The organism is Burkholderia sp. Ed8, assembly GCF_040761425.1.
In the GTDB taxonomy this organism is placed as follows: domain Bacteria; phylum Pseudomonadota; class Gammaproteobacteria; order Burkholderiales; family Burkholderiaceae; genus Burkholderia; species Burkholderia seminalis.
In genome coordinates, this window is the sequence record NZ_CP142886.1 from 3,054,957 (window position 1) to 3,080,016 (window position 25,060).

9 protein-coding genes are annotated in these 25,060 nt (G+C 71.0%); 8 read left to right on the plus strand and 1 reads right to left on the minus strand.

Features of this window, described 5'->3' with window-relative positions; all coding sequences use genetic code 11:
• Positions 1-85: 85 nt before the first annotated feature.
• On the minus strand, positions 86-1,831 hold the full coding sequence (locus VXM69_RS27980) for a cyclic peptide export ABC transporter (RefSeq protein ID WP_367189567.1): 1,746 nt from the start codon (positions 1,829-1,831) through the stop codon (positions 86-88).
• A 273-nt stretch (positions 1,832-2,104) separates the two neighbouring features.
• Between VXM69_RS27980 and VXM69_RS27985 the strand changes: the two genes are divergently transcribed.
• The 8 genes from VXM69_RS27985 to VXM69_RS28020 all read left to right on the plus strand — a co-directional run bounded on the left by VXM69_RS27985 (position 2,105) and on the right by VXM69_RS28020 (position 25,058).
• A complete protein-coding gene (locus VXM69_RS27985; protein WP_367189568.1) occupies positions 2,105-11,764 on the plus strand; it encodes an amino acid adenylation domain-containing protein in 9,660 nt (3,219 codons plus the stop codon).
• A gap of 9 nt (positions 11,765-11,773) precedes the next feature.
• On the plus strand, positions 11,774-16,750 hold the full coding sequence (locus VXM69_RS27990) for an amino acid adenylation domain-containing protein (RefSeq protein WP_367189570.1): 4,977 nt from the start codon (positions 11,774-11,776) through the stop codon (positions 16,748-16,750).
• Positions 16,740-17,783, plus strand: coding sequence for a GNAT family N-acetyltransferase (locus VXM69_RS27995; RefSeq protein WP_034186918.1), 1,044 nt, complete (start codon positions 16,740-16,742; stop codon positions 17,781-17,783). Before VXM69_RS27990 ends, VXM69_RS27995 begins: the two co-directional genes overlap by 11 nt.
• Positions 17,784-17,815: 32 nt before the next feature.
• Complete coding sequence (locus VXM69_RS28000) at positions 17,816-19,192, plus strand: lysine N(6)-hydroxylase/L-ornithine N(5)-oxygenase family protein (RefSeq protein ID WP_124669085.1); 1,377 nt, start codon at positions 17,816-17,818, stop codon at positions 19,190-19,192.
• Positions 19,193-19,214: 22 nt separating this feature from the next.
• Positions 19,215-21,482 (plus strand): TonB-dependent siderophore receptor, encoded by a 2,268-nt coding sequence (locus VXM69_RS28005; RefSeq protein WP_367189571.1) that lies wholly within the window; start codon positions 19,215-19,217, stop codon positions 21,480-21,482.
• Positions 21,483-21,568: 86 nt separating this feature from the next.
• Entirely contained in the window at positions 21,569-22,408 is an 840-nt protein-coding gene (locus VXM69_RS28010; protein WP_367189572.1) for a formyltransferase family protein, read from the plus strand.
• A complete protein-coding gene (locus tag VXM69_RS28015) occupies positions 22,408-23,424 on the plus strand; it encodes a GNAT family N-acetyltransferase (RefSeq protein WP_367189574.1) in 1,017 nt (338 codons plus the stop codon). Before VXM69_RS28010 ends, VXM69_RS28015 begins: the two co-directional genes overlap by 1 nt.
• 470 nt (positions 23,425-23,894) lie before the next feature.
• Entirely contained in the window at positions 23,895-25,058 is a 1,164-nt protein-coding gene (locus tag VXM69_RS28020; protein WP_059557725.1) for a M20 aminoacylase family protein, read from the plus strand.
• Positions 25,059-25,060 lie beyond the last annotated feature (2 nt).

Below are 25,060 nucleotides of genomic sequence, written 5' to 3' on the forward strand. Positions count from 1 at the left end.
CCCGCCGGCACGATTCGCTTCCGAAATGCAAATCGCCGACGCACTGCCATGGCAGCGCGTCGGCGATTTTTTTGTCGCCCGTCGCTCAGGCGCTCAGTGCATCGACACCATCCTGCGCACGCGAGCGCGCCGGCATCGTGTCGCTGACGATGCGCCCGTTGTCGAGCTTCAGCAGCCGGTCGGCGAGATCGAAGTAGCGGTCGTCGTGCGTGATCACGATCACGGCCTTGCCGCGCGCGCGCAGCTCGGGCAGCAGCTGCTCGTAGAACACGGCCTTGAACGACGGGTCCTGGTCGGCCGCCCATTCGTCGAACAGGTAGAACGGCCGGTCTTCCAGATAGGCGACGACGAGCGCGAGCCGCTTGCGCTGACCGGTCGACAGCGCGCGCGTCGAGAACGCGCCGTCGACCACCTTCACCTTGTGGTCGAGCGCGAGCTTCGCGACGAGCGCGTTCGCCCGTGCGTCGGCCTGCGCGCGCGACGGATCGTCGGGATCGACGATGCCGAGCAGCGCGTCGAACAGGTGGAAGTCGTTGAATACCGCGCTGAAGCGCTGCCGGTACGCGGCGCGCTCGCGCCAGCCGATCGTGCGGCCGTCGACCTCGATCGTGCCTTCCTCCGGTTCGTAGAGCCCCGTCAGCACCTTCGCGAGCGTCGTCTTGCCGCTGCCGTTGCCGCCGACGATGAACACGAGCTCGCCCGGCTTGATCGTCAGGTCGATCGGCCCGATGCTGAACATCCGTTCGTCGCGTTCGTGGAAGTACGCATGCGTGACGCCGCGCAGCGTGACGGCGCCGGCCGGCGGCACGTCGGGTGCGTCGGCGGCGGGCGGCACCGTGCGCAGCGCGCCGAATTCGGCCATCACGCCTTCGATTCGCGTGAGCGACACGCGCGCGGCGTTGACGGTCGGCAGGTTGTTCAGCAGACCGTCGAGCGGCACGAGCATGAACAGGAACACGACGACGTAGCCGGCGGCGGCGGCCGGGTCGGCATGCACGCCGAGCTGCGGCCAGAACGACGCGGCGCCGAGGAACACGTAGAACAGGAAGATGATCCAGCCGACCCCGACCGCGTATGCGCTGAACGCGCGGCGGCGGTGGTCGCGCACTTCGCCGATCGCGGCGCCGAGCTGGCCGTCGACGAACTGGCGGGCACGCGCGTCGTGCAGCTTCAGTTCCTTCGCGCCGGAGAACAGCGAGCCCAGATAGCCGAACAGGCGGTCCTGCGCGTGGCCGGCCGCCTCGAGCGACGCGATCGCGCGGCGGTCGCCGGTGTGATAGCCGAGCGAGCCTGCGATGATCGCGGCCAGCGCCAGCAGGCACACGGGCCACGACAGCCAGGCGAGATAACCGAGGCAGCCGAACACGATCGAACCGTGCATGACCAGGTTCGGCAGCGCGAAGAACAGCATCGACACGTTGGTCGCGTCGTCGGTCAGCACCGACTGCACGGGCGCCGCGCCGATCCGCTCGATGTCGCGCAATTCGGCGGCGCCGACGCGTCGCGCGAGATGGACGCGCAACCGCGCCATCGTGTCCTGCGACAGGCGGGCGAACAGCGTGCCCGACACGATCCGCGTGACGAGCGCGATCACCGCGCACAGGGCGAAACGCCACGCGAGCGATGCATCGGCCGCGCCCGGTTGAGAGAGCGCACGGTTCAGCGTCGCGACGAGCAGCACGCTCGCGACACCATTCAGGACGCACGCCGTGAGCGCAAGCGTGAGCGATACGCGGCTTTCGCGCAGCAGCGCAAGGATCAGGCGCGCGGCGGGGCGGCCGGGAGAGGCGTCGAGGGACGGCGGGGAGGAAGGCTCGTGGGCGGCTGTCATCGGCAACGTCGGTAAAGGGAAGTCAGGCAAAAACGCGGAAACGGTGAATCTGACGCGAAAGCGGCGGGCGAGGCGGGGCCCCGTTCCGGCTTTCCTCCCTGATAGACGAACGGGCCGCGCGAATATTTAGCGGCACCGTCAAAAAAATGCGGCCGCACGCACTTTGCGTGCAAAACGGTAAAAAATCGGCCGCGTCGTTCGTCACACCAGTGAAGCCGCCCCAAGCGGCCCCGAGACTTGGCCGAAGCGGCCGGACCGAAGGATTTCACGCACATGACGAGTTTCCCGACTGCGCTGCATCACCGAATCCGCGAACTGGCGCGCATCGCGCCCGACGCACCCGCGATCGCGGTCCCTTTCCAGAATGACCTGCGCCTGTCGCGCGGCGCGCTCGACGCGCGGGCATCGCACCTGGCCCGGCAACTGCGCGCGGCCGGCGTCGGCGCGGAAGTGCGGGTCGGCGTCTGCGTCGAGCGTTCGTGCGAACTGTTCGTGGCGCTGCTGGCCGTGCTGAAGGCGGGCGGCGTGTTCGTGCCGCTCGATCCGCGCCATCCCGCCGCGCGCCTCGACTGGATCGTCCAGGATGCGCAACTGCGGCACGGCATCGTCGACGCGGCCGGCCGCGCGGCGCTCGGCACGCCGTTCGAACATGCGTTTGATCCGGCGGCGGCATCGGGCGAGCAGGATCTCGTCGCCGGCGACGAAGCCGTGCCGGTTCACCCGCGTTCGGCCGCCTACATGATCTATACGTCGGGCTCGACCGGCACGCCGAAGGCGGTCGTCGTCGAGCACGGGCCGCTCGCCGCGCATTGCGCCGCGCTCGCGGCCGCGCTGCCGATCGAGGCCGGCGACCGCCTGCTGCATTTCGCATCGGTCAATTTCGACGCCGCGCACGAATGCTGGCTCGCGCCGCTCGCCGTCGGCGCCGGCATCGTCGTGGCGCCGCCGCAGCCGTTCGCGCCGGACGCCGCGCATGCGCTGCTCGTGCGCGAGTCGGTCAACGTCGCCGCGTTCCCGCCTGCCTACCTGCGCGAATTCGCGGCCGTCGCCGCGCGCGACGGCGTGCCGCCGGCGCTGCGCGTGCTCGCGTTCGGCGGTGAAGCGCTGCCGCAACAGGCATTCGAGTTCGTACGCGGCACATTTCCGTCGGTACGACTGATCAACGGCTACGGGCCGACCGAGGCGGTGATCTCGCCGATGCTGTGGCCGGTCGAGCCGGGCGAGACGCCCGTGCTGGCGGCCGACGACGCGTATGCATCGCTGCCGATCGGCCGCGTGATCGGCCCGCGCGTCGCGCGCGTCGACGGCGCCGCGGCCGATGGCGTGGGCGAGTTGCTGCTCGGCGGCGTCTGCGTCGCCCGCGGTTATCACGGTCGCCCGGCCTTGACGGCCGAACGTTTCATTCCCGATGCGCAGGGTGAACCCGGCGCGCGCGTCTACCGCACCGGCGACCTCGCGCGGCTGCGCGACGACGGCGCATTCGATTATCTCGGCCGCCTCGACGATCAGGTCCAGGTGCGCGGCGTGCGCGTGGAGCCGGCGGAAATCGCCGCGTGCCTGCGCTCGCACCCGGCCGTGGCCGACGCGGCCGTGGTCGCCGAAACCGGCAACGGACCGACGCGGCTGATCGCGTGCGTCGCGCTGCGCGCGGCGGCCGACGATGCGGCGCTGAAAGCGCACGTGGCCGCGCAATTGCCGGCCGCGTGGCAACCGCACCGCTTCGTGCGGGTCGATGCGTTGCCGTATACGTTGAACGGCAAGATCGACCGTGCCGCGCTGCGCGAACGGATTGCCGCCGCGCGCGACACGACGCAAGGTGCGGGCGATACGCCGCGTACGCCGACCGAACGACAACTGGCCGATCTGTGGCAGACGCTGCTGGGCCTTGACGTCATCCCGTCGCGTGACGACCGGTTCTTCGCGCTGGGCGCCGATTCGCTCGCCGCGATGCAGCTGCAGGCCGCGATTCGGGCGACCCTGCGCGTGAACCTGCGGCTCGACACGCTGTTCGCCGATCCGGCGCTGGCCGAACTGGCCGGGACGGTCGATCGGGCGGAGCGCGAGACCGGCGAGCCGCTGGCCGCGATTTCCGCCCGTCGCGCCGCGGCCGATCCGGCGGCATCGGGCGCGCCGCATGTCGACCGTGCGGCCTCGCTTGCGCAGCAGCGCTTCTGGGTGCTCGCGCAAACGCGTGACGCGAGCGCCGCGTATCACATCGCCGCGCACTGGACGATCGACGGTGCACTCGCGCGCGACGCGCTGCAGCGCGCGCTCGATCACGTGATCGGGCGTCATGAGGCGTGGCGCACGACGCTCGTCGACAACGACGACGGCATCGTGATGCAGCGGATTCATGCGCATCTGCCGGTGCCGATCGCCGATATCGACCTGCGCGACCAGCCGCCCGCCGCCCGCGACGCACAAGCCGCGCGCCTCGCCGAGCGCGACGCGGCCGAGCCGTTCGACCTCGCGCGCGGCCCGCTGCTGCGCGCGACGCTCATCGCGCTCGCCGACGATCGTCACCGCCTGCTGTTGACCGCGCATCACGCGATCACCGACGGCTGGAGCTCGCGCTGCGCGTTCGACGAACTGTCGGCCGCGTACCGCGCGTACGCCGAGGGCCGCGAGCCGTCGCTGCCCGAGCTGCCGATCCAGTACGCCGACTACGCGGACTGGCAGCGCGACATGCTGGCCGGCGGCGAGGGCGAGCGCCAGCTCGACTACTGGCGCGGCGCATTGCGCGACGTGCCGGGCCCGCTCGTGCTGCCGGTCGACCGCCAGCCGGGCGCCGTGCGCACGCTGCAGGGTGCGCGCGTGTCGGTGCGCCTGCCCGACGCGGTCGCGGCAGACGTGCGGCAACTCGCACGCGACGCGCAGGCGACCGTCTTCACGGTGCTGCTCGCCGCGCTCGACGCATGGCTGTCGCGCCTGACCGGCGCAACGGATGTCGTCGTCGCGGTGCCGGTCGCGCATCGCCAGCGCCCCGAAACGCGCGCGCTGCTGGGCCTGTTCCTGAATACCGTCGCGCTGCGCGTGCAAGTGGCGCCCACGCTGCCGTTCCGCGCGCTCGTCGACGCGGCGTGCACGGCGGCGCTCGATGCGGTCGCGCACCAGGACGTGCCGTTCGAGCGCGTCGTCGATGCGGTGAAGCCGCCGGTCAAGCGCGGCGACGAATGGCTGCGGGTGAAGTTCGCGCAACAGTTCGATGCGCGGCACGACAGCGTGCTGCCGGGCGCCACGGCAGTCGCGACGCCGGGGCCCGATCTCGCCGCGCGCTTCGATTTCGCGGTGGATTTCACCGACGACGCGAACGGGATCGAACTGGTCGCCGCGTACGCGACCGACTGCATCGACGCGGACACCGCGCGTGCCTGGCTCGACAGCTATGCGGCGCTCGTCGGCGCGGCCGCGCACGACCCGCAACACCCGACGGCCGTACTGCCGTGCGACGCGTCGGCAAGCTCGCGCCAGCCGCGCGACGGGCGCGCACTGCGCATCGAGCATGCCGACGTCGTCGCCGCGTTTGCGCGGCAGGCGGCGGCCTACCCGCATCGCGTCGCGCTGTCCGACGCATCGACCTCGCTGACGTTCGCCGAGCTCGACGACGCGTCGAACCGCGTCGCACGCGCACTGGTGCAGCGCGGCGTGGCCGCCGAGGCGTCCGTGATCGTCTGCATCGAGCGATCGGCACGTTTCGTCGTCGGTCTGCTGGGCGCGCTGAAGGCCGGCGCGCTCGCCGTGCTGCTCGATCCCGCGCAGCCGGCCGCACGACTCGGTGCCGCGGCGGCCGACTGCGGCGCACGCTGGGCGCTCGTGGCGGACACGGCCGCGTGGCCGGCCGGCATCGATACGCAGCCGCTCGACGTCGACACGCTCGCGCAGGATACGACGCTCGCCCACGCGGCCGGCGTGCGCGTCGCGCCGCATCCGGAGCAGGGCGCGTACCTGATCTACACGTCGGGCTCGACCGGCACGCCGAAGGGCGTCGTCGTGTCGCACGGCGCACTGGCCGACTACGTGCAGGGGATGCTCGATGAACTCGCGTTCGCACCCGACGCCTCGTTCGCGATGGTGTCGACCGTCGCGGCCGACCTCGGCCATACGACGCTGTTCGGCGCGCTGTGCGCCGGCCGCACGCTGCATCTGCTGCCGGCCGCCTGCGCGTTCGATCCGGACCAGTTCGCGGACGAAATGCGCCGCCGTGAAGTCGGCGTGCTGAAGATCGTGCCGAGCCACCTGCAGGCGCTGCTCGACGCGCGCGTGCCGGCCGACGTGCTGCCGCGCCACGCGCTCGTGACGGGCGGCGAGACGCTCACGTGGGCGCTCGTCGCGCGCCTGGCCGCGCTCGCGCCGGCCTGCCGCGTGATCAACCATTACGGGCCGACCGAAGCGACAGTCGGCGCGATCGCGTGCGATACCGCGTCGATCGCCGCCGATGCGCGCGACCCCGCGAGCGGCGTGCCGCTCGGGCTGCCGCTGCCGAATGCGCGCGCGCTCGTGCTCGACGCGTTCGGCGCCTGCGTGCCCGCCGGCGCGACGGGCGAGCTGTATCTGGGCGGGCCGGGCGTCGCGCGCGGTTACCTCGGGCGCCCGGCGCAAACCGCCGAGCGTTTCGTGCCCGATCCGTTCACGCCCGGTGCGCGGCTGTATCGCACGGGCGACCGCGTGCGACTGCGCACGGATGGCCGTCTCGCGTTCCTCGGCCGTATCGACGACCAGGTGAAGATCCGCGGCTATCGCGTCGAGCCGGGCGAGGTGAGTGCGGCCGTGCGCGCGGCCGCGCCGGTCGCGCAGGCCGAAACGCTCGCGATCGAGCACGACGGCCGCCTGCGGCTCGTGACGTTCGTCGTGATGCGCGACGACGCGGCCTTCGACGAAGCCGCCGTGCGCGCGGCACTTGCCGCGAAGCTGCCCGACTACATGGTGCCCGCGCAGTTCGTCGCACTGGCTCGCCTGCCGGTGACGGCGAACGGCAAGATCGATCGCGCGGCATTGCGCGAGCTGGCTGCCGCGCCGGTTGCGGTTGCGTCCGGCGATGCGCCGCGCGGTGCGGTCGAAACCGTGCTCGCCGACGTCTGGCAGGCCGTGCTGAAAGCGCCGAAGGTCGGCCGCGACGACAATTTCTTCGAACTCGGCGGCGATTCGATCCTCGTGCTGCAGGTGATCGCCCGTGCACGCAAGCGCGGTGTGCGCTTCACGCCGAAGCAGTTGTTCGACGGCCCGACGGTGGCCGAACTCGCGCGCATCGCGAAGACCGACGACGCGGCCGCCGCCGTCCAGCCCGCGAGCGCTGCCGCGACGCCGGTGGCCGCATCGGTCCTGACGCCCGCACAGCAGCGCTTCTTCGCGCTCGACGTTCCGCATCCGGGCCACTGGAACCAGTCGGTTGCGTTCGACGTGCGCGGTGCATTCGACGCCGACGCATTCGCGCGCGCATTCGACGCGCTGCTGACGCATCACGACGTGTTCCGCCAGCGCTTCGCGCGCGGCGCGGACGGCGTCTGGCGCGCAAGCGAGGCAGCCAAGCCGTACGACGCATTGCCGTTCGTCGAAGTCGCCGCACGCGACGCAGCCGACGGGCTCGCACGCTTCGACGCGCTGCAGCGCCGTCTCGACCTCGGCCGCGGGCCGCTCGCCTGTGCATGCGCGGCGCGCCTGCCGGACGGCTCGACGCAGCTGTATCTGGCGATTCACCACGTGATCGTCGACGGCGTGTCGTGGCGCATCCTGCTCGACGACCTCGACACGGCCTACCGCGCCGCATGCGAACGCACGCCGGTCCGCCTGTCGCAGCCGGGCCTGCGCGCAGACGCATGGGCCGCGCGGCTCGCGCGTGCCGCGACGGAACCGGGCTCGCCGTTCACGGCGGAGGCCGCATACTGGGCCGGTATGGCGCAGGGCGACGACGTCGTCCCCGATCATCCGGACGCAACGGCCACGAACGCCGATGCGGCCGTCGTCGTACAGACGATCGACGCGGCATTGACCCGCGCCGCGTTGACCGACGCGCATGCCGCCTATCGCACGCAGACGATCGAACTGCTGGGCGCGGCGCTCGCGCTGGCGCTGGCCGGCGCGCGCGACGCCGCTGCGTGCCGCGTCGAACTGGAAGGACACGGCCGGGAAGCGCTGTTCGACGAGGCGGACGCGAGCCGGACGATCGGCTGGCTGACGAGCCATTACCCGGTGACGCTGCCGGTCGCGGCGACCGCGCGCGACACGCTGTGCGCGGTCAAGGACACGCTGCGCGCGGTGCCGCACAAGGGGCTCGGCTTCGGCGTGCTCGCGCACTACGGCGATGCGGCGACGCGCGCGGCGCTGGCCGCCGTGCCGCGCCCGCGCGTCACGTTCAACTATCTCGGCCAGTTCGACGCGCCGCGCGATGCCACGCTCGTACCGCGCTTCGGCGGCACCGGCGTCGAGCGCGATCCGCGGGGGCCGCTCGGCAACACGCTCGCGATCCACGCATACCTCGATACGGACCGCGACGGCGCGCGTACGCTCAAGGTGCACTGGGTCTACGGTGCGCCGCAGTTCGAGCGCGCGACGATCGACGCGTTGGCCGAACGCTTCGCGTCGGCGCTGCGCGAACTCGTCGACGCGTGCGCGTCGCGCATCGCGCATCGCGGCGCCGGCGCGACGCCGGGCGATTTCCCGCTCGCGCAGGCCGCCGGGCTCACGCAGGCCGCGATCGAACGCACGCCGCTCGACTGGCGCGCGATCGACGACGTGTATCCGCTGTCGCCGATGCAGCAGGGCATCCTGTTCCACGCGCTGTTCGCACCGGGCCACGCGAGCTACGTGAACCAGCTCGTCGCGACCGCGACCGCGCTCGACGCCGACCGGCTCGCGGCGGCGTTCGACGCGTCGATCGCGCGTCACGACATTCTGCGCACGAGCGTGATGCCGGACGAAGCCGCGCCGCTGCAGTGCGTGCACCGCCATGCGCGGATCCCGGTCGAGCAGATAGACTGGCGCGAGCGCGGCGACACGCTCGACGCCGATTTCGACGCCTGGCTCGCGGCCGACCGCACGCGCGGCTTCGACTGGCGCGAGCCGCCGCTGATGCGGCTGACGCTGATTCGCGTGTCGGACGACGCATGGCGCGTCGTGTGGACGCGTCACCATGTGCTGCTCGACGGCTGGAGCACGGCGCGCCTGCTCGCGGATGTGCTGCGCGACTATCGCGACCCGGATGCCGTGTCGCCGTTCGCAAGTCGTCCGGCGCTGCGCTACCGTGACTTCATCGCATGGCTCGGCACGCGCGACCGCGACGCCGACGAGCGTTTCTGGACCGGGCGTCTTGCCCGCCTGGATGCACCGACGCTGATTGCCGACCGGTCGGCCGACCGCGCCGAGGCCGAGATGGTCACGTGGCGTGCGACGCTCGATGCGCACGCGCTGGCGCGCGTCGCGCAGACGGCGCGTGCGCTGAAGCTGACCGTCAACACGCTGGTGCAGGGCGCCTGGGCGCTCGCGCTGCAGCGGATGACGCATCAGCCGGCCGTCGCGTTCGGTGCGACCGTCGCGGGCCGTCCCGACGCGCTCGCGGACGTCGACTCGGTGCTCGGTCTGTTCATCAACACGCTGCCGGTCATCACCGCACCGGCGCCGCAGCAACGCGCGGCCGACTGGCTGCAGGCGCTGCAGCGCGAGAACGCGGCCGCCGCCGAACATGCCCACACGCCGCTGGCCGACATCCAGCGCTGGGCGCGCGGGGCGGGCGGCGCACTGTTCGATACGCTGGTCGTGTTCGAAAACTACCCGGTCGACGACACGGCGCGCGACGCCGATCCGCGCGCGCTGGCATTGAGCGGCGTGCGCAGCATCGAGGCAACCGATTTCGCGCTGACGCTCGTGATCGAAAGCGGCGCCGAACTGACGATCGACTACGGTTACGATACCGCACGTGTCGATGCGCGTCAGGTCGAGACCTGGCATCGTGCGTTCGCATGTGCGCTCGATGCACTGGCCCGTACGCCTGACGCGCTGCTCGGCACGCTGTCGATCGCCGACGCCGCCACCCGCGACGCACTGGCGCATGCGCAAGACACCGCGCATGCGTGGCCGATCGCGCAACGGCAGCCGCTGCACCTGCAATTCGCCGAGGCGGCGCGGGCGACGCCGGACGCGATTGCACTCGAATACGCCGACGTTCATGGCGGCGTGCATCGTGCGACCTATCGCGAGCTCGACGTGGCAACCTCGCGCATCGCGGCCGCGCTGCGCCGGCGCGGTGTGCGGCCCGACACGCCGGTCGCGCTGTGCGTCGAGCGTTCGTTCGACATGGTGATGGCGCTCGTCGGCGTGCTGAAGGCCGGCGCCGCGTACCTGCCGGTCGACCCCGACTATCCGGCCGAGCGCATCGCGTACCTGCTGCGCGACGCGCGGCCGGCCGTCGCAATCACACAGGCCCATCTGCGCGAGCAGGTCGAGGCCGCGCTGGGTGAAGGCGCCGACACGCAGTTGCTGACGGTGGCGGACCTGCTTGCGGATGCGGCGGACGAAGCGGACGGCGCGCCCGCAAGCGGCACCGCCGCGATCGACGACGCACGGCTCGCCTACCTGATCTATACGTCCGGCTCGACCGGCAAGCCGAAGGGCGCCGGCAACACGCACGGCGCACTCGCGAACCGGATTGCGTGGATGCAGCACGCGTACCGGCTGACGCGCGACGACGTCGTGCTGCACAAGACGCCGTTCGGTTTCGACGTGTCGGTCTGGGAATTCGTGTGGCCGCTGGCGATCGGCGCGAAGCTCGCGATCGCCGCGCCGGGCGACCATCGCGACCCGGCGCGTCTCGCGGCCGCGATCCACGCGCACGGCGTGACGGTGCTGCATTTCGTGCCGTCGATGCTGGCCGCGTTCGCCGCTCATCTCGACGACTTCTCGGCCGCCGCGCAATGCGACAGCGTGCGCCTGATCGTCGCGAGCGGCGAAGCGCTCGCGCCCGAACTCGTCGCGAAGATGGCGCGGCTGCTGCCGAATGCCACGCTCGTGAACCTGTACGGACCGACCGAAGCCGCGATCGACGTGTCGCACTGGACTTGCGGCCCCGACGACGCGAATGCGGTCGCGGTGCCGATCGGTCATCCGATCGCGAACCTGCAGTTGCACGTGCTGGACGCCGCGTGGCAGCCGGTACCGGCCGGCGCGACCGGCGAACTGTACCTGGCGGGCGCCGGTCTCGCGCGCGGTTATCTCGGCCGCCCGGCGCTGACCGCCGAGCGCTTCGTGCCCGATCCGTTCGTGCCGGGCGCGCGCATGTACCGCACCGGCGACCTCGCGCGCCGGCGCGCCGACGGCGCGCTCGACTACCTTGGCCGCGTCGACACGCAGGTGAAGCTGCGCGGCCAGCGGATCGAGCCGGGCGAGATCGAAGCGCTGCTGCGCGCGGCGCCCGGCGTGAACGATGCGGTCGTGATCGTGCGCGACGAGCAATTGATCGGCTACGTGGCCCGCGGCGATGCGGGCCCGCTCGACCGCGCGGCGCTGCTCGACGCACTGCGCGCGCAACTGCCGGCGTACATGGTGCCGTCGCAACTGATCGAGCTCGACGCGTTGCCCGTCACGCCGAACGGCAAGTGCGACCGTCATGCGCTGCCCGCGCCGGTGCGCGACACGGCAGAAGCCGTCGAACTCGCGACCGACACCGAACGCGCGCTCGCGGCAATCTGGCAGCGCGTGCTGCACGTGGACGCGATCGGCCGCGACGGCGATTTCTTCCTGCTCGGCGGCCACTCGCTGCTCGCGACGCAGGCCCACGCGCAGGCCAACCTGCACTGGGGTCTTGCGCTACCGCTGCGCACGCTGTTCGACACGCGCACGCTGGCGCGCTGCGCGGAAGCGATCGACGCGGCCTGCGCGGCGCGCGGCGAGACCGATGCGGCGAGCGCGATCGACGCGCTGCTCGGCGAACTGGAAACCCAATAAGGACGACGGATGACGAAGGCTCAACCCGACTGGCTCGCGCTCGCGACGCGTTTCGCGCAACTGCCCGACGCGCAGCGCGCGGTCTTCATCGACAAGCTCGGCGCGGCCGGCATCGACTTCCGCGTGCTGCCGATTCCGCCGCGCGCGCCGCGCAGCGAGCGCGTGCCGGCTTCGTTTGCACAGACGCGGCTGTGGTTGCACGCGCGGCTGATCGACGCGCCCGACGCGTATCACATCACCGAGCGCCTCGCGCTGACGGGCCCGCTCGACGTGCATGCGCTGCGTCTCGCGTGCGATGCGCTGATCGCACGTCATGAAGCGCTGCGCACGACCTTCGACGAAGCGCAGGACGGTGTCGCGCAAACGATCCACGCGCCGCTGCGCTGCCCGTGGCGCGAGACCGACCTGGAAGCGTTGCCGGCCGCGCAGCGCGCGGCGCGCGCGGAGGCCGTCGCGACGGCCGACGAAGCCGAGCCGTTCGATCTCGGCACGGCGCCGCTCGTGCGCGCGCACCTGGTGCGCTTCGACGCGACGCATCACTGGCTCGCGCTGACGGTCCATCACATCGTGTCGGACGGCTGGTCGTCCGGCGTGATGCTCGACGAACTCGCGGCGTTCTATCGTGCGTATGCGTCCGACCGGCCGGTGCCGCTCGCGCCGCTGCCGATCCAGTACGCCGACTACGCGCTGTGGCAGCGCCGCTGGCTCGATGCCGGCGAGCGCGACCGTCAGCTCGCGTTCTGGCGCGATCGCCTCGACCCGCAGCGCGGCGTGCTGACGCTGCCGGGCGCGGCCGCGCGGCCGGCGCGCCGCAGCGCACGCGGCGCGCGTCATGTGTTTTCGCTCGACGCGCGCGTCGGCGCGCAACTGCGCGCGTTTGCGGCCGCATCGGGCGCGACGCCGTTCGCCGTGCTGCTGGCCGCGCTCGATGCACTGCTCGCACGCGCGACCGGCGACGCGCGGATCTGCGTCGGCGTGCCGGCCGCGAACCGCGAACGCGCGGAAGTCGCCGGCCTGATCGGCTTCTTCGTCAACACGCTGGCGATCGACGTCGACGTGCCCGCGCACGGCGATTTCTCGTCGCTGGTCGCACGCACGCAGCGCGCGCTCGTCGACGCGCAGATGCACCAGGACGTGCCGTTCGAGCAGGTGGTCGACGCGCTCGGCGTGCCGCGCAGCGCGAGCCATCATCCGCTGTTCCAGGTCATGGCCGCGTATGGCGAGCGGCGCGCGCTGCCGGCGCTCGGCGCGGCGTCGGCCGCGTTGCTGCCGTCCGGCACGCCGTCCGCGAAATTCGACCTGACGCTGTCCGTCGAGGCGACGCCCGACGGCACGTTCGACGCCGCTTTCATCTACGCGCTCGACCTGTTCGACGCGGACGCGATCGCGCGGCTGGCCGCGCGATTCGTCACGTTGCTGACCGATGCGCTCGCACGCCCCGACAGGCCGGTCGGCGATCTCGACTGGCTGCCCGCCGACGAGCGTGCCCAGCTCTTTGCATGGAACGCGCCGGCCGGCGCGACCGATGCCGAACCGTTCGTGCCCGTGCATGCGCGTATCGCCGCGCATGCGCAAGCGCGGCCGCACGCGCGCGGTGTCGCCGATATCGACCGCGCGCTAACGCGCGGCGAAGTCGATGCACGCGCGGCGCGCCTCGCCCGCCATCTGGTCGCGGCCGGCGTCCGGCCCGAGATGCGCGTCGGCGTCGCGCTGCAGCGCTCGGTCGACCTGCTCGTCGCGCTGATCGCGGTGCTGAAGTCGGGCGCCGCGTTCGTGCCGCTCGATCCCGCGCATCCGCGCGAACGGCTCGCGCAGATCGTCGGCGACGCGAACATCGCGCACGTGCTGACCGACGGCGCGAGCGCCGCGTCGCTGCCCGAACTGCCGGCGCTGCGCGTCTGGCGCGCCGATGCGATCGATGCGCTCGACGAGGCCGGGCACGTCGTGCTGCCGGACGTGCTGCCGGGCCACGCGGCCTATGCGATCTACACGTCGGGCTCGACCGGCAAGCCGAAGGGCGTGATCGTCGACCATGCATCGTTCGCGCTGCATTGCGCGGCGATCGCCGAGCGCTACGGCGCGGGCGAGCACGACGTGTTCCTGCTGTTCCAGTCGGTCAACTTCGACGGCGCGCATGAAGGCTGGTTTTCGCAATACATGTCGGGCGCCGCCGTGTCGGTGACGGCCGACGTTCTGTGGCCGCCCGCGCAGACCTGCGCGATGATGGTGCGCGACGGCGTGACGATGACCTATGTGCCGCCGGGCTGCGCCGCGCAACTCGCCGAATGGGCGCTCCAGCACGGTGCGCCGCCGACGCTGCGTTCGCTGACCGTCGGCGGCGAGGCGACGTCGCGCGAAGCGTTCGCGATGCTGCGCCGTGCGCTGCCGAACGTGCGCGTGGTCAACGGCTACGGCCCGACCGAGACGGTCATCACGCCGACGCTGTGGATGTTCCGGCCCGGCGACGATCTGGCGAAGCTCGGCGACGCCGCGTACCTGCCGATCGGCACGCTGGTCGGCGCGCGCACCGCGCATGTGCTCGACGCGCGGCTGCATCCGCTGCCGGTCGGCGTGATCGGCGAACTGTATCTGGGTGGCGAGGGGATCGGCGTCGCGCGCGGCTATCTCGACCGTCCGGCACTGACGGCGGAGCGCTTCGTGCCCGACCCGTACGGCGCGGCGGGCGCGCGGCTGTACCGCACCGGCGACCTCGTGCGCCGCCGCGCGGACGGCGTATTCGACTTCATCGGCCGCGTCGACCACCAGGTGAAGCTGCGCGGGCTGCGCATCGAACTCGGCGAAATCGAGGCGCAGCTGGCCGCGCACGATGCGGTGCGCGAAGCGTGCGCGGTCGTGCACGGGCAGGGTGCGCTCGCGCAGCTCGTCGCGTATGTCGAGCTGACCGCCGATGCGCGGGCCGCCGCGCAGCCGGTCGAAGCCGCGACGCTCGATGCGCACCTGCGCCGCACGCTGCCCGATTACATGGTGCCCGCGCAACTGATCGTGCTCGACGCGCTGCCGCGCAACGCGAACAGCAAGGTCGACCGTGCGCGGCTGCCGGCGCCGGTGCGCGTCGAACGCGCGTACGAGGCGCCGCGCGACGGCGACGAAACCGCGCTCGCGGCGATCTGGTGCGACGTGCTGAATCTCGAGCGCGTCGGCCGCGGCGATCACTTCTTCGATCTCGGCGGCCATTCGCTCGCGGCCGTGCGGGTCGCGACACGCGTGGCGGAACGGCTCGGCCGCGACGTGCCGGTACGCGCGCTGTTCGAGGCGCCCGTGCTCGCACAGTACGCGCGGCAGGTGGCCGATGCACCGCGCGCCGCGCATGCCGGCGCCGCCGCGCCGGGCGTCGCGGTGGCCAAGCCCGACGCGCATGGCGTGTGGCCGCTGTCGCCCGCGCAGCTCGGCCTGTGGTTCCTGTGGCGCGCGCAGCCGGACAGTGCCGCGTACAACATTCCTGTTGCGCTGCGCGTGCGCGGCCCGCTCGACGTCGATGCGCTGCGCGCGGCGTTCGCGGATGCCGCGGCCGTTCATCCGGCATTGCGCGCGCGGCTCGTGGCGCGCAACGGCGCGCTGCCGGGCCAGCGGATCGACGCGGATGTTGACGTCGAACTGCCCGTGATCGACCTGTCGGCCCAGGCCGATGCGCTTGCCCGAGCCGCCGCACTGACCGACGAGGATGCCCTCGCGCCGTTCGACCTTGCGGCCGATGCGCCGCTGTGGCGTGCCCGCGTGCTGCGGCTCGACACGGACGACCACGTGCTGTCGGTGACGATCCATCACATCGTGTCGGATGGCGAATCGATCGAGCTGTGGCTCGATGCGGTGCGCACGCGTTATGTCGCTCGGGTGCACGGCGACGCGCGGCCGGCGCTGGACGCGATCCAGCCGGCCGCGCCGCTCGTGCTGCCCGCGCCGTGCCATCCTGCCCGCGTCGCGTATTGGCAGGATGCGCTGGCCGATCTGCCGTCGCGCGTGCTGCCGCAGCGTGCGGACGCGCCGGCCTATCCGCAATGGCGAGCGGCCCGTCTCGCATTCGAATTCGATGCGCACCTGATCCGCGCCGCACGCGACGCCGCATCGGCCGCGCACGCCACGTTGCCGATGCTGCTGCACGCGGCGCTCAATACCGCGCTGTTCCGCGTGACGGGCGCGGCCGACCAGCCGGTCGGCGTGCTGGCGTCGACGCGCGCGCTCACCGGCGATGCGGCCCGCGACGCGCTCGGTCTCTTCATCAACTCGGTCGTCGTGCGCACGCGGATCGACCCGGCAGACCGCCGCGCGGACGTGCTCGCGCAGGTGCGCGATACGGCGCTCGCCGCGTATGCGCATGCCGACGTGCCGTTTGCCGACGTCGTCGCCGCGCTGCGCGCACCGCGTGCCGCGCAGGCCAATCCGCTGTTCCAGGTGATGTTCAACTACCTGCGTCCGACCGGCGCGGCCGCGCGCGACTGGGCCGGTCTGTCGCTCGCCGAATTCGACGATGTGCGCCATCGCGTCGTGTTCACGCTGGAGCTGGACGTCGTCGAGCATCCGGACGGGCGCGTCAGCGCTGCGTTCTCGTATGCGGACGAACTGCTCGACCGCGGTTTCGTCGATGCGCTCGTCGATGTCTATCACGATGAAGTTGCCCGCTTCGCCGGTGCGTCGGAAGCGGCGCTCGGCGTGCCGGACGCACGCGACGCCGCGTTCGGCGCGCATGCACACGCGGCAGCACGGGGCCACGCGCCGTCGTCGCATGCGGCGGCGGTGCTGGCGGCCTTGTGGTCCGACACGTTCGCGACCGCCGCACCCGAGCCCGATGCGGACCTGTTCGAAGCCGGCGCGACGTCGTTCGACGTCGTGCGCTTCGTCGACGCGGCCGGCCGTGCCGGTCACGCGCTGACGGTCGCCGACGTGTTCGCGTCGCCGACGCTCGCAGCCCTCGGTGCACGGCTGGATGCGCGTGCGGAAACAGCACAGGAGGCGCGCCATGCTGGCTGAAGTGCGTCCGGACGGATTCACGATGCTCGATACGTACCGCCTCGCATTCGCGGACGGCCTGTTCGCGCTGCGCGACGGCACGGAGATCCGTGTCGCGCAGGGCGACGGCATCGGCGCGCAGCTGCTGCGCGCGCAACTCGGCGACGACGGTGCGCTGCGCCTCGTCGCATACAACCATCGCGCGGCGCCGGCCGACCAGCGGCGCGCGCTGCTGGCGGCGCTGGCCGCGGCGTTTTCGGACAGCGCGCGCCATGCGGCGATCCGGCTCGACCCGGCCGCATGGCCGGCGGTCGCGCTCGATGCGCTGCGCGCGAGCGGCGTGCTCGCCGACGGCGGCCGCTGCGTGCGTGACGGCTGGGCGCAACAGGCCGACCTGTGGCTCGTCGGCCCGCATCTGCCGTGCGCGACGCTGCCGATGCTCACCGACGGCCGGCGCCACCCGCGCCGGCCGCCCGCGCCGCGCGGCGACGTCTACGCGCGCGACCTGCCGGCGCTCGGCGTGCGCTTCACGCTGCGCGGCTGGCAGCCGGCGGAGGACACCGAACGGCTCGCGCGCTGGTTCGACGAACCGCGCGTGCGCGACGGCTGGCCGGGTGCGCACCCCGCGCCGCGCGGCACGGACGGCGCGCGAGGCGCCGCCCTCGACGCCGATCCGCACGTGACGCCGCTCGTCGGCTGTTTCGACGGCGAGCCGTTCGCGTATTTCGAAGCGTTCTGGCTGAAGGAGGACGCGCTCGCGCCGCACGTCGCGGCGCGCGACTACGACCGCGGGCTGCGGATGCTGGTCGGCGAGTCGCGCTGGCGCGGCCCGCATTGCGTGGCCGGCTGGTTGCCGTCCGTCGTGCATTACCTGTTTCTCGACGACCCGCGTACCGAAGCGGTCGGCTGTGCCGTTCCGGCCGGCCACGCGCGGGTTGCCGACCATCTCGCGCGGCATGGCTTCGCGCGGCAGCGCCGTCTCGCGCTGGCCGACGCGCAGCCGCTGTGGATGCGCACGCTGCGCGAGACGTTCTTCTCCGGCCGTCACGTCTGACGGGCCGGATTCACCGACAAGGGAGCTGAGACATGCAGAGAGAAACCGTATTCGACCTGATCGGCGTCGGCTTCGGGCCGTCGAATCTGGCGCTGGCCGTGCGCCTCGCGGAGCGCAGCGGCGCGCGCACGTTCGCCCATTGCTTCGTCGAGCGCCAGCCGGAATTCGGCTGGCATCGCGGGATGCTGCTCGACGACTGCCGGATGCAGATTTCGTTTCTGAAGGATCTCGTCACGATGCGCGATCCGAAAAGCCGCTACACGTTCATCAACTACCTGTTCGAGCGCGGCCGGCTGAACGAATTCGTCAACCTGAAGAACTTCTATCCGACCCGCGTCGAATTCCACGACTACCTGAGCTGGGTCGCCGACGCATTCGACGACCGCGTGCACTACAGCGAGACCGTGCTGGCGATCGAGCCGGTACGTGGCGACGGCGCGAAGATCGACGCGCTGCGCGTGCTGTCGCGCGACGCGGCGGGCCACGAGCGCCAGCGCGTCACGCGCGCGCTGTCGGTCGGCGTCGGCGGCACGCCCGCGATTCCGGACGCGTTCGCCGCGCTCGGCCGCGACCGCGTGATCCATTCGTCGTCGTACCTGACCGACATCGACCGACTCGTCGCATCGCCCGACGGCGAGCGCCGCCGCGTCGCGGTGATCGGCGCGGGGCAGAGCGCGGCCGAGGTGTTCATCGACCTCGCGCGCCGCTTCCCGCATGTCGACGCGAGCCTCGTGATGCGTGCCGGCGCGCTGAAGCCGGCCGACGACAGCCCGTTCGTCAACGAGATCTTCAGTCCCGAGTTCACCGACGTCGTCTATGCGCAGCCGCACGACGCGCGCCGCGCATTGCTCGAGCGCTACCGCGACACCAACTACGCGGTGGTCGACCGGCCGCTGATCGAGCAGATCTACGAAATGCTGTACCTGCAGCGCATCGACGGCACGCCGCGCCATGCATTGCTTGCGAACAGCGCGATCGAGGCCGCGGTGCGCACGGCCGACGGCCGCATCGAGCTGACGCTGCGCGACCGGTTGAGCGGCGCCACCCGCGTCGAGCGCTTCGACGCGCTGGTGCTCGCGACCGGCTACCGCCGCGACACGCACTCGGCCTTGCTCGAAGGGCTGGCGCCGCACCTCGGCGATGCGCTCACGCGCGGCGACGTCACGCGCGATTACCTGCTCGCGACGCCCGCGGACTTCGCGCCGCGCATCTACCTGCAAGGCTGCTGCGAAGACAGCCACGGATTGTCCGACACGCTGCTGTCGGTACTGGCGCGCCGCGCGGACGAAATCTGCGCGTCGCTCGAAGACGGGATCGCGCCCGGCCATGACGAAGGCGCGGCCCGGGCAATGCACGAAAAACGACCGGAAAACGGGGTGAGCGCGGGCCGGATGGCTTTCGCTCTTTGACAAAGGCGCGGTCGGAGACCGCATGAAAAAAGTGGAGCAGAGAAAGATGGAGTGGGCAACAGGCACGCGTTTGCGTGCGATCGCAGCCGCGGCGAGCGTGGCGTTCGGTACGGCGGCGGCAGGGCACGCATACGCCCAGACGGCGCCGGCCGTGAACGCGGGCGTCGCGGCGTCGGCCAGCAGTGCACAGAACGGCGCGGCGGCCGGTTCGTCGACCAGCGCGCAGAACGGCACGCTGCCGGCGATCACCGTCAACGCGGCCTCGGCCGGCGACGGCACGGTCGGGCTCGTCGCGAAGCGCAGCCGGTCCGGTACCAAGACCGACACGCCGATCAACGAGATCCCGCAGACGATCAACGTCGTCACCGCGCAGCAGATCGAGATGACCGGCGCGACCGACGTGAACGCGGCGCTGCGCTACGTGCCGGGCTTCTCGTCGTACGGTTCGGACAACCGTTCGGACTGGTATGCGGCGCTGCGCGGCTTTACGCCGACGGCCTACGTGAACGGCCTGCAGGTGCCGAACACAATCAACCTCGCCAGCTGGCGTGTCGATCCGTACATGATCGACAGCATCAGCGTGCTGCGCGGGCCGACCTCGGTGCTGTACGGCGCGGGCGACCCGGGCGCGATCATCGACGTGCAGACCAAGCTCGCCGACGGCGAGCGCGTGCGCGAGGCCGGGGTGCAAATCGGCAACTACGCGCGCAAGCAGTTCATGATCGACGTCGGCGACAAGCTCGACCCGGACGGCAAGTACGCGTACCGGTTCGTCGGCGTCGCACGCGACGGCAACGCGCTGACCGGTCCGAACAACGACCAGCGCGTCGCGCTCGCGCCGTCGTTTCGCTGGCGCCCGGACGCGGATACGTCGCTGACGCTGTCCGCGACGTACCTGCAGGACTGGGGCGACATCTCGTCGAACTTCGTCCCGGCGGTGGGCACGGTGCTGCCGAACCCGAGCGGGCAAATCAACAAGGACGTCTACGAAGGCGACCCGAACTTCAACTACTACCGCAAGAAGCAGTGGTCGGTCGGCTACCAGTTCGAACGAAACCTGACGCCGGCGTGGACGTTCCGCCAGAACACGCGGCTGATGCACCTGTCGCTCGACAACGGCTCGGTGTTCGGCAACGGCTTCGTCGACGGCAGCACGACCGACGTGTCGCGCTGGGCCGGCGTGTTCCAGATGAACTACAGCCGCTTCGACATCGACAACAACCTGGAAGGCCGGTTTGCAACGGGCCCGCTCCAGCACACGCTGCTGCTCGGCTTCCAGTACAACCGCCAGACCGCGACCGACAGCGAATGGCTCGCCGCCGCGTCGCCGCTGAACATCTACAACCCGGTCTACACGCCGGTCACGCTGTCGGTGTTCTCGAATCCGGACACCACGTTCCGTACGAACACGTACACGACGATGAACACGTTCGGCCTGTACGCGCAGGACCAGATCAAGTGGAACCGCTGGACGCTGACGCTCGGCGGCCGCGAGGACTGGGTCAACATGCGGATGGACGACCGCGCGGGCGGCACGTCGACGAAGGCGGACGTCACGGCGTTTACCGGCCGCGTCGGCCTCACGTACCAGGGCGATTACGGGCTGTCGCCGTACGTCAGCTACGCGACGTCGTTCAACCCGCTGATCGGCGTGAACCTGCTCGGCGGCGGGCTGCCGCAGCCGACGCGCGGCAAGCAGATCGAGGCCGGCCTGCGCTGGCAACCGCCCGGCAAGAACCTGATGCTGAACGCGGCGATCTACCAGATCAACCAGACCAACGTGCTCACGTCGGCGTTGCCGAGCCAGGACCCGACCGGCACGAAGTCGGTACAGACGGGCGAAGTGCGTTCGCGCGGGATCGAGCTGAGCGCGACCGGCAAGGTCACGTCGAATCTGTCGGTGATCGCGTCATACGTCTACCAGGACGTGAAGAACGTGCAGGCCAACGACGTGTCGCTGAACAACTGGCCGGTCGACATTCCGCGGCCGCGCCAGATGGCGTCGCTGTGGACCGACTGGACGTGGCACACGGGGCCGCTCGCGGGCTTCGGCCTCGGCGGCGGCATCCGCTACCAGAGCGCGTCGGCCGGTGCGGCGGACAACTCGCTGACGGTGTCGAGCGTCACGCTGTTCGACGCGGGGCTGCATTACGACGTGCGTAACTGGCGCTTCGCCGTGAACGGGACGAACCTGTTCAACCGCCATTACATCAGCGGTTGCCAGTCGTACAACGTCTGCGTGTTCGGAACCGACCGCACGGTGATCGCGACCGCGAAATACAACTGGTGACGTTGCGCGCCGCGGCCCGCCGGCCGGCCTTCGCGGCCGGCGCGGGCGGGCCGCGGCGCCTTCGTCCGCTTTTCCTCGACGCATCCATGCCGAAAAAAAATCTCGTCTACATCCAGTCGCTGCGCAACGGCGCGGCCGATCGCGCCGGCCAGCCGGTCGCTTATCGGGGCGGCACGCGCTACATGAAGGCGCCGCTCGAATTCCTCGTCGAACGCCTGAACGATTCGCCGCTCGGCGAGCGCTACACGCTCAAGGGCGTGATCGTCGACGACGACGAAGGCTCGCCGGCCGACCGCGCGAAAGTGGCCGACTACGGCTTCGCGCGCACGCCGGGCCGCCCGTGGATCCTGCCGGAGGGGTTGACGGTGCAGGGCACGCCGGTCGACGCGCTGTTCAGCGCGATTCCGTCGACGTACCGGCGGCTGCCGCGCGACGCGAGCGAGCGCGTGGCCGGCAAACAGGCGTTCGAGCGCCGCCTGCTCGAGCGCCTGCTCGAACTCGACGCCGACGTCGTCGTGCTCGACGGGCTGCTCGTGATTCTCGACGAGCTCGTGCGGCCGGGCGCGCGCTTTCACCGGCGCATCGCGAACATCCACCCCGGCATCACGGCCGACGATTCGCCGTACCAGCGGCGCGGCGCGTGGGCGACGCTCGATGCGCTGCACGGCGCGCGCGGCGAACGGGTCGACTGGGCGAGCGGCACGACGTCGTCCGTCGAGCCCGTGACGATGACGGGCGCGTCGTTTCACTACGTCGACAACGGCATCGATTCCGGCGAGGTGATCTGCGACGTGCTCGACACGCCGATCGCGCCGGACGACACGATTCTCGAACTGCGCTGGAACAACTTCCAGCGCAGCCTGTTCCCGGCGCTCGAGCGGGGGCTGCATGTCCTCGCCGACCGCCACGACGCGGGAGTACTGTGATGGAAGACACGCTGACGAAACCGGCCGGTGCCGCCGACGCCGTCGCAGGCGAGGTGGCTGCCGCGCTCGACGGCGCCGCGCAGGGGCAGGCCGTGGTGGTCGTCGAGCACACGCTCGACGCCTGGCGGCCCGACGGTGCGCCGGACGAGCTGCTCGCGGCGTTCGTCGCGCTGTTCAACACCGACACGCGGTACGACATCGCGACGATCTCGGTGCCGCTCGCCGGCGCGGAGGCGGCAGCCGTCGAGTCGTACGTCGCGCGCGCGGTGCGCGAGGGCGTAATCGACGGCGCGCAGGTTGTGGGCGACACGCTGCGGCTCACCGTGTCGCGCACGACGTTCTGGCAGAACCCGCGGCCGTGGCTGAAGGCGCCCGCGTCGGGCGGGATGCCGCTGCGCTACGCGATCACGAACGGCCACCGGCATCCGGTGCGCCCGCCGTCGCCGGCCGGCGAGATCTATGCGCGCTACATGCCGCAGGTCGGGATGACCTTCAGCCTGCGCACCGTCGACGTCGACGCGCATGCGGACCTGTTCAGCGGCTGGATGAACCTCGATCGGGTCGCGCATTTCTGGGACCAGCGCGGCACGCGCGACGAGCACGCGGCCTACCTTGCCGAGCGGCTCGCCGATCCGCACATGCACCCGATGATCGGTTATTTCGACGATACGCCGTTCGGCTATTTCGAGTTCTACTGGGCGAAGGAGGACCGCCTCGCGCCGTTCTACGACGCGCACGACTACGACCGCGGCTTGCACCTGCTGATCGGCGACTCGCGCTTCCAGAGCGCCGGCAAGCTGCATGCGTGGTGGAGCGGGGTGCTGCACTACATGTTCGTCGACGAACCGCGCACGCAGCGGCTCGTCGGCGAGCCGCGCGTCGATCACGTGCGGCACATCGCGTACATGCACCGGCTCGGGTTCTACACGCTGAAGGAATTCGATTTCCCGCACAAGCGCGCGGCGCTCACGGTGATCGAGCGCGATACGTTCTTTGACACTTTCCGCTTGCCGTGACGGCGCGGGCGCGCGGCGTCGGCACGCGCACGGGCCGCGCATCGAAGCGCCGGGTTGCGCGGCCGAACGCAGGGCAGGCTTCGTCGAGAAGGTGCTGTTTCGACCTCGGGAGCGTGGTGTTCTCGCGCATCAGGAAGGATCGCTTGTTCACTTTTGCATCAGCGCACACAAAAAACGTACAAGCGTCAAAAAGTGAACAGGATTTCGCAAGCCTTTGATGTAAAGCCACTATTTTCTCTACATGAGCGGCCACGCTTTCCTCTCATACGAACCATCGATGTGAAGCGCGCAGTTTTGCGTGTCGACGGCACGCCGGGCAGTCGTCCAGATGGTCGGGCCCCTGCGGCGCGAGTCGTGCCCGCATCCGGCAACTCCAGGTTGCCACCGCGACGACTTTCCGTCTGTCCGGTTGCCGTCGAATCGACTATCGTTGCCTGCATGTTCCGCACCGTACTTCAGGAGACGACACCGTGACGCACAGCGTGATCCCCGCAGGCCTGGCCGACGAAATGATCCAGATCCGGCACCGCATTCATGCCCACCCCGAACTGGGTTTCGAGGAATTCGCGACGAGCGACCTCGTCGCGGAGCAGTTGCAGTCGTGGGGTTATACGGTGCATCGCGGGCTCGGCGGAACCGGCGTCGTCGGGCAGTTGAAGGTGGGCGATGGCGCGCGGCGCCTCGGCCTGCGTGCCGACATGGACGCGCTGCCGATCCACGAGGCGACCGGGCTGCCGTACCAGAGCACGATCGCCGGCAAGATGCATGCGTGCGGCCACGACGGCCACACGGCGATGCTGCTCGCGGCCGCGAAGCATCTCGCCCGCGAGCGCCGTTTCTCGGGCACGCTGAACCTGATTTTCCAGCCGGCCGAGGAAGGGCTCGGCGGCGCGAAGATGATGCTCGACGAAGGGCTGTTCGAGCAGTTCCCGTGCGATGCGATCTTCGCGATGCACAACATGCCGGGCTTCCCCACCGGCCAATTCGGTTTCCTGCCGGGGCCGTTCATGGCGTCGTCGGATACCGTCGTCATCGACGTGCAGGGCCGCGGCGGCCACGGCGCGGTGCCGCACAAGGCGATCGATCCCGTCGTCGTGTGCGCGCAGATCGTGCTGGCGCTGCAGACGATCGTGTCGCGCAACGTATCGCCGCTCGACATGGCGATCGTCACGGTCGGCGCGATCCACGCGGGCGACGCGCCGAACGTGATTCCCGATCGCGCGCAGATGCGCCTGTCGGTGCGCGCGCTGAAGCCCGACGTGCGCGACCTGCTCGAAACGCGCATCAAGGAAGTCGTCCACGCGCAGGCCGCCGTGTTCGGCGCGACCGCGACGATCGACTACCAGCGCCGCTACCCGGTGCTCGTCAACGACGCGGAAATGACGGCGTTCGCGCGGGGCGTGGCGCGCGAGTGGGTCGGCGATGCAAACCTGATCGACGGGATGGTGCCGCTCACCGGCAGCGAGGATTTCGCGTTCCTGCTCGAAAAGCGGCCGGGCTGCTACCTGATCATCGGCAACGGCGACGGGGAGGGCGGCTGCATGGTGCACAACCCGGGCTACGACTTCAACGACGCGGCGCTGCCGACCGGCGCGTCGTACTGGGTCAAGCTGGCCGAGGCGTTTCTGGTGTGACG

Coding starts and splice junctions, on each gene's coding strand:
- VXM69_RS28015 (WP_367189574.1), top strand. CDS start 22,408: ATGGAAGACACGCTGACGAAACCGGCCGGTGCCGCCGACGCCGTCGCA.
- VXM69_RS28000 (WP_124669085.1), top strand. CDS start 17,816: ATGCAGAGAGAAACCGTATTCGACCTGATCGGCGTCGGCTTCGGGCCG.
- VXM69_RS27980 (WP_367189567.1), bottom strand. CDS start 1,831: ATGACAGCCGCCCACGAGCCTTCCTCCCCGCCGTCCCTCGACGCCTCT.
- VXM69_RS27990 (WP_367189570.1), top strand. CDS start 11,774: ATGACGAAGGCTCAACCCGACTGGCTCGCGCTCGCGACGCGTTTCGCG.
- VXM69_RS28010 (WP_367189572.1), top strand. CDS start 21,569: ATGCCGAAAAAAAATCTCGTCTACATCCAGTCGCTGCGCAACGGCGCG.
- VXM69_RS27985 (WP_367189568.1), top strand. CDS start 2,105: ATGACGAGTTTCCCGACTGCGCTGCATCACCGAATCCGCGAACTGGCG.
- VXM69_RS28005 (WP_367189571.1), top strand. CDS start 19,215: ATGAAAAAAGTGGAGCAGAGAAAGATGGAGTGGGCAACAGGCACGCGT.
- VXM69_RS27995 (WP_034186918.1), top strand. CDS start 16,740: ATGCTGGCTGAAGTGCGTCCGGACGGATTCACGATGCTCGATACGTAC.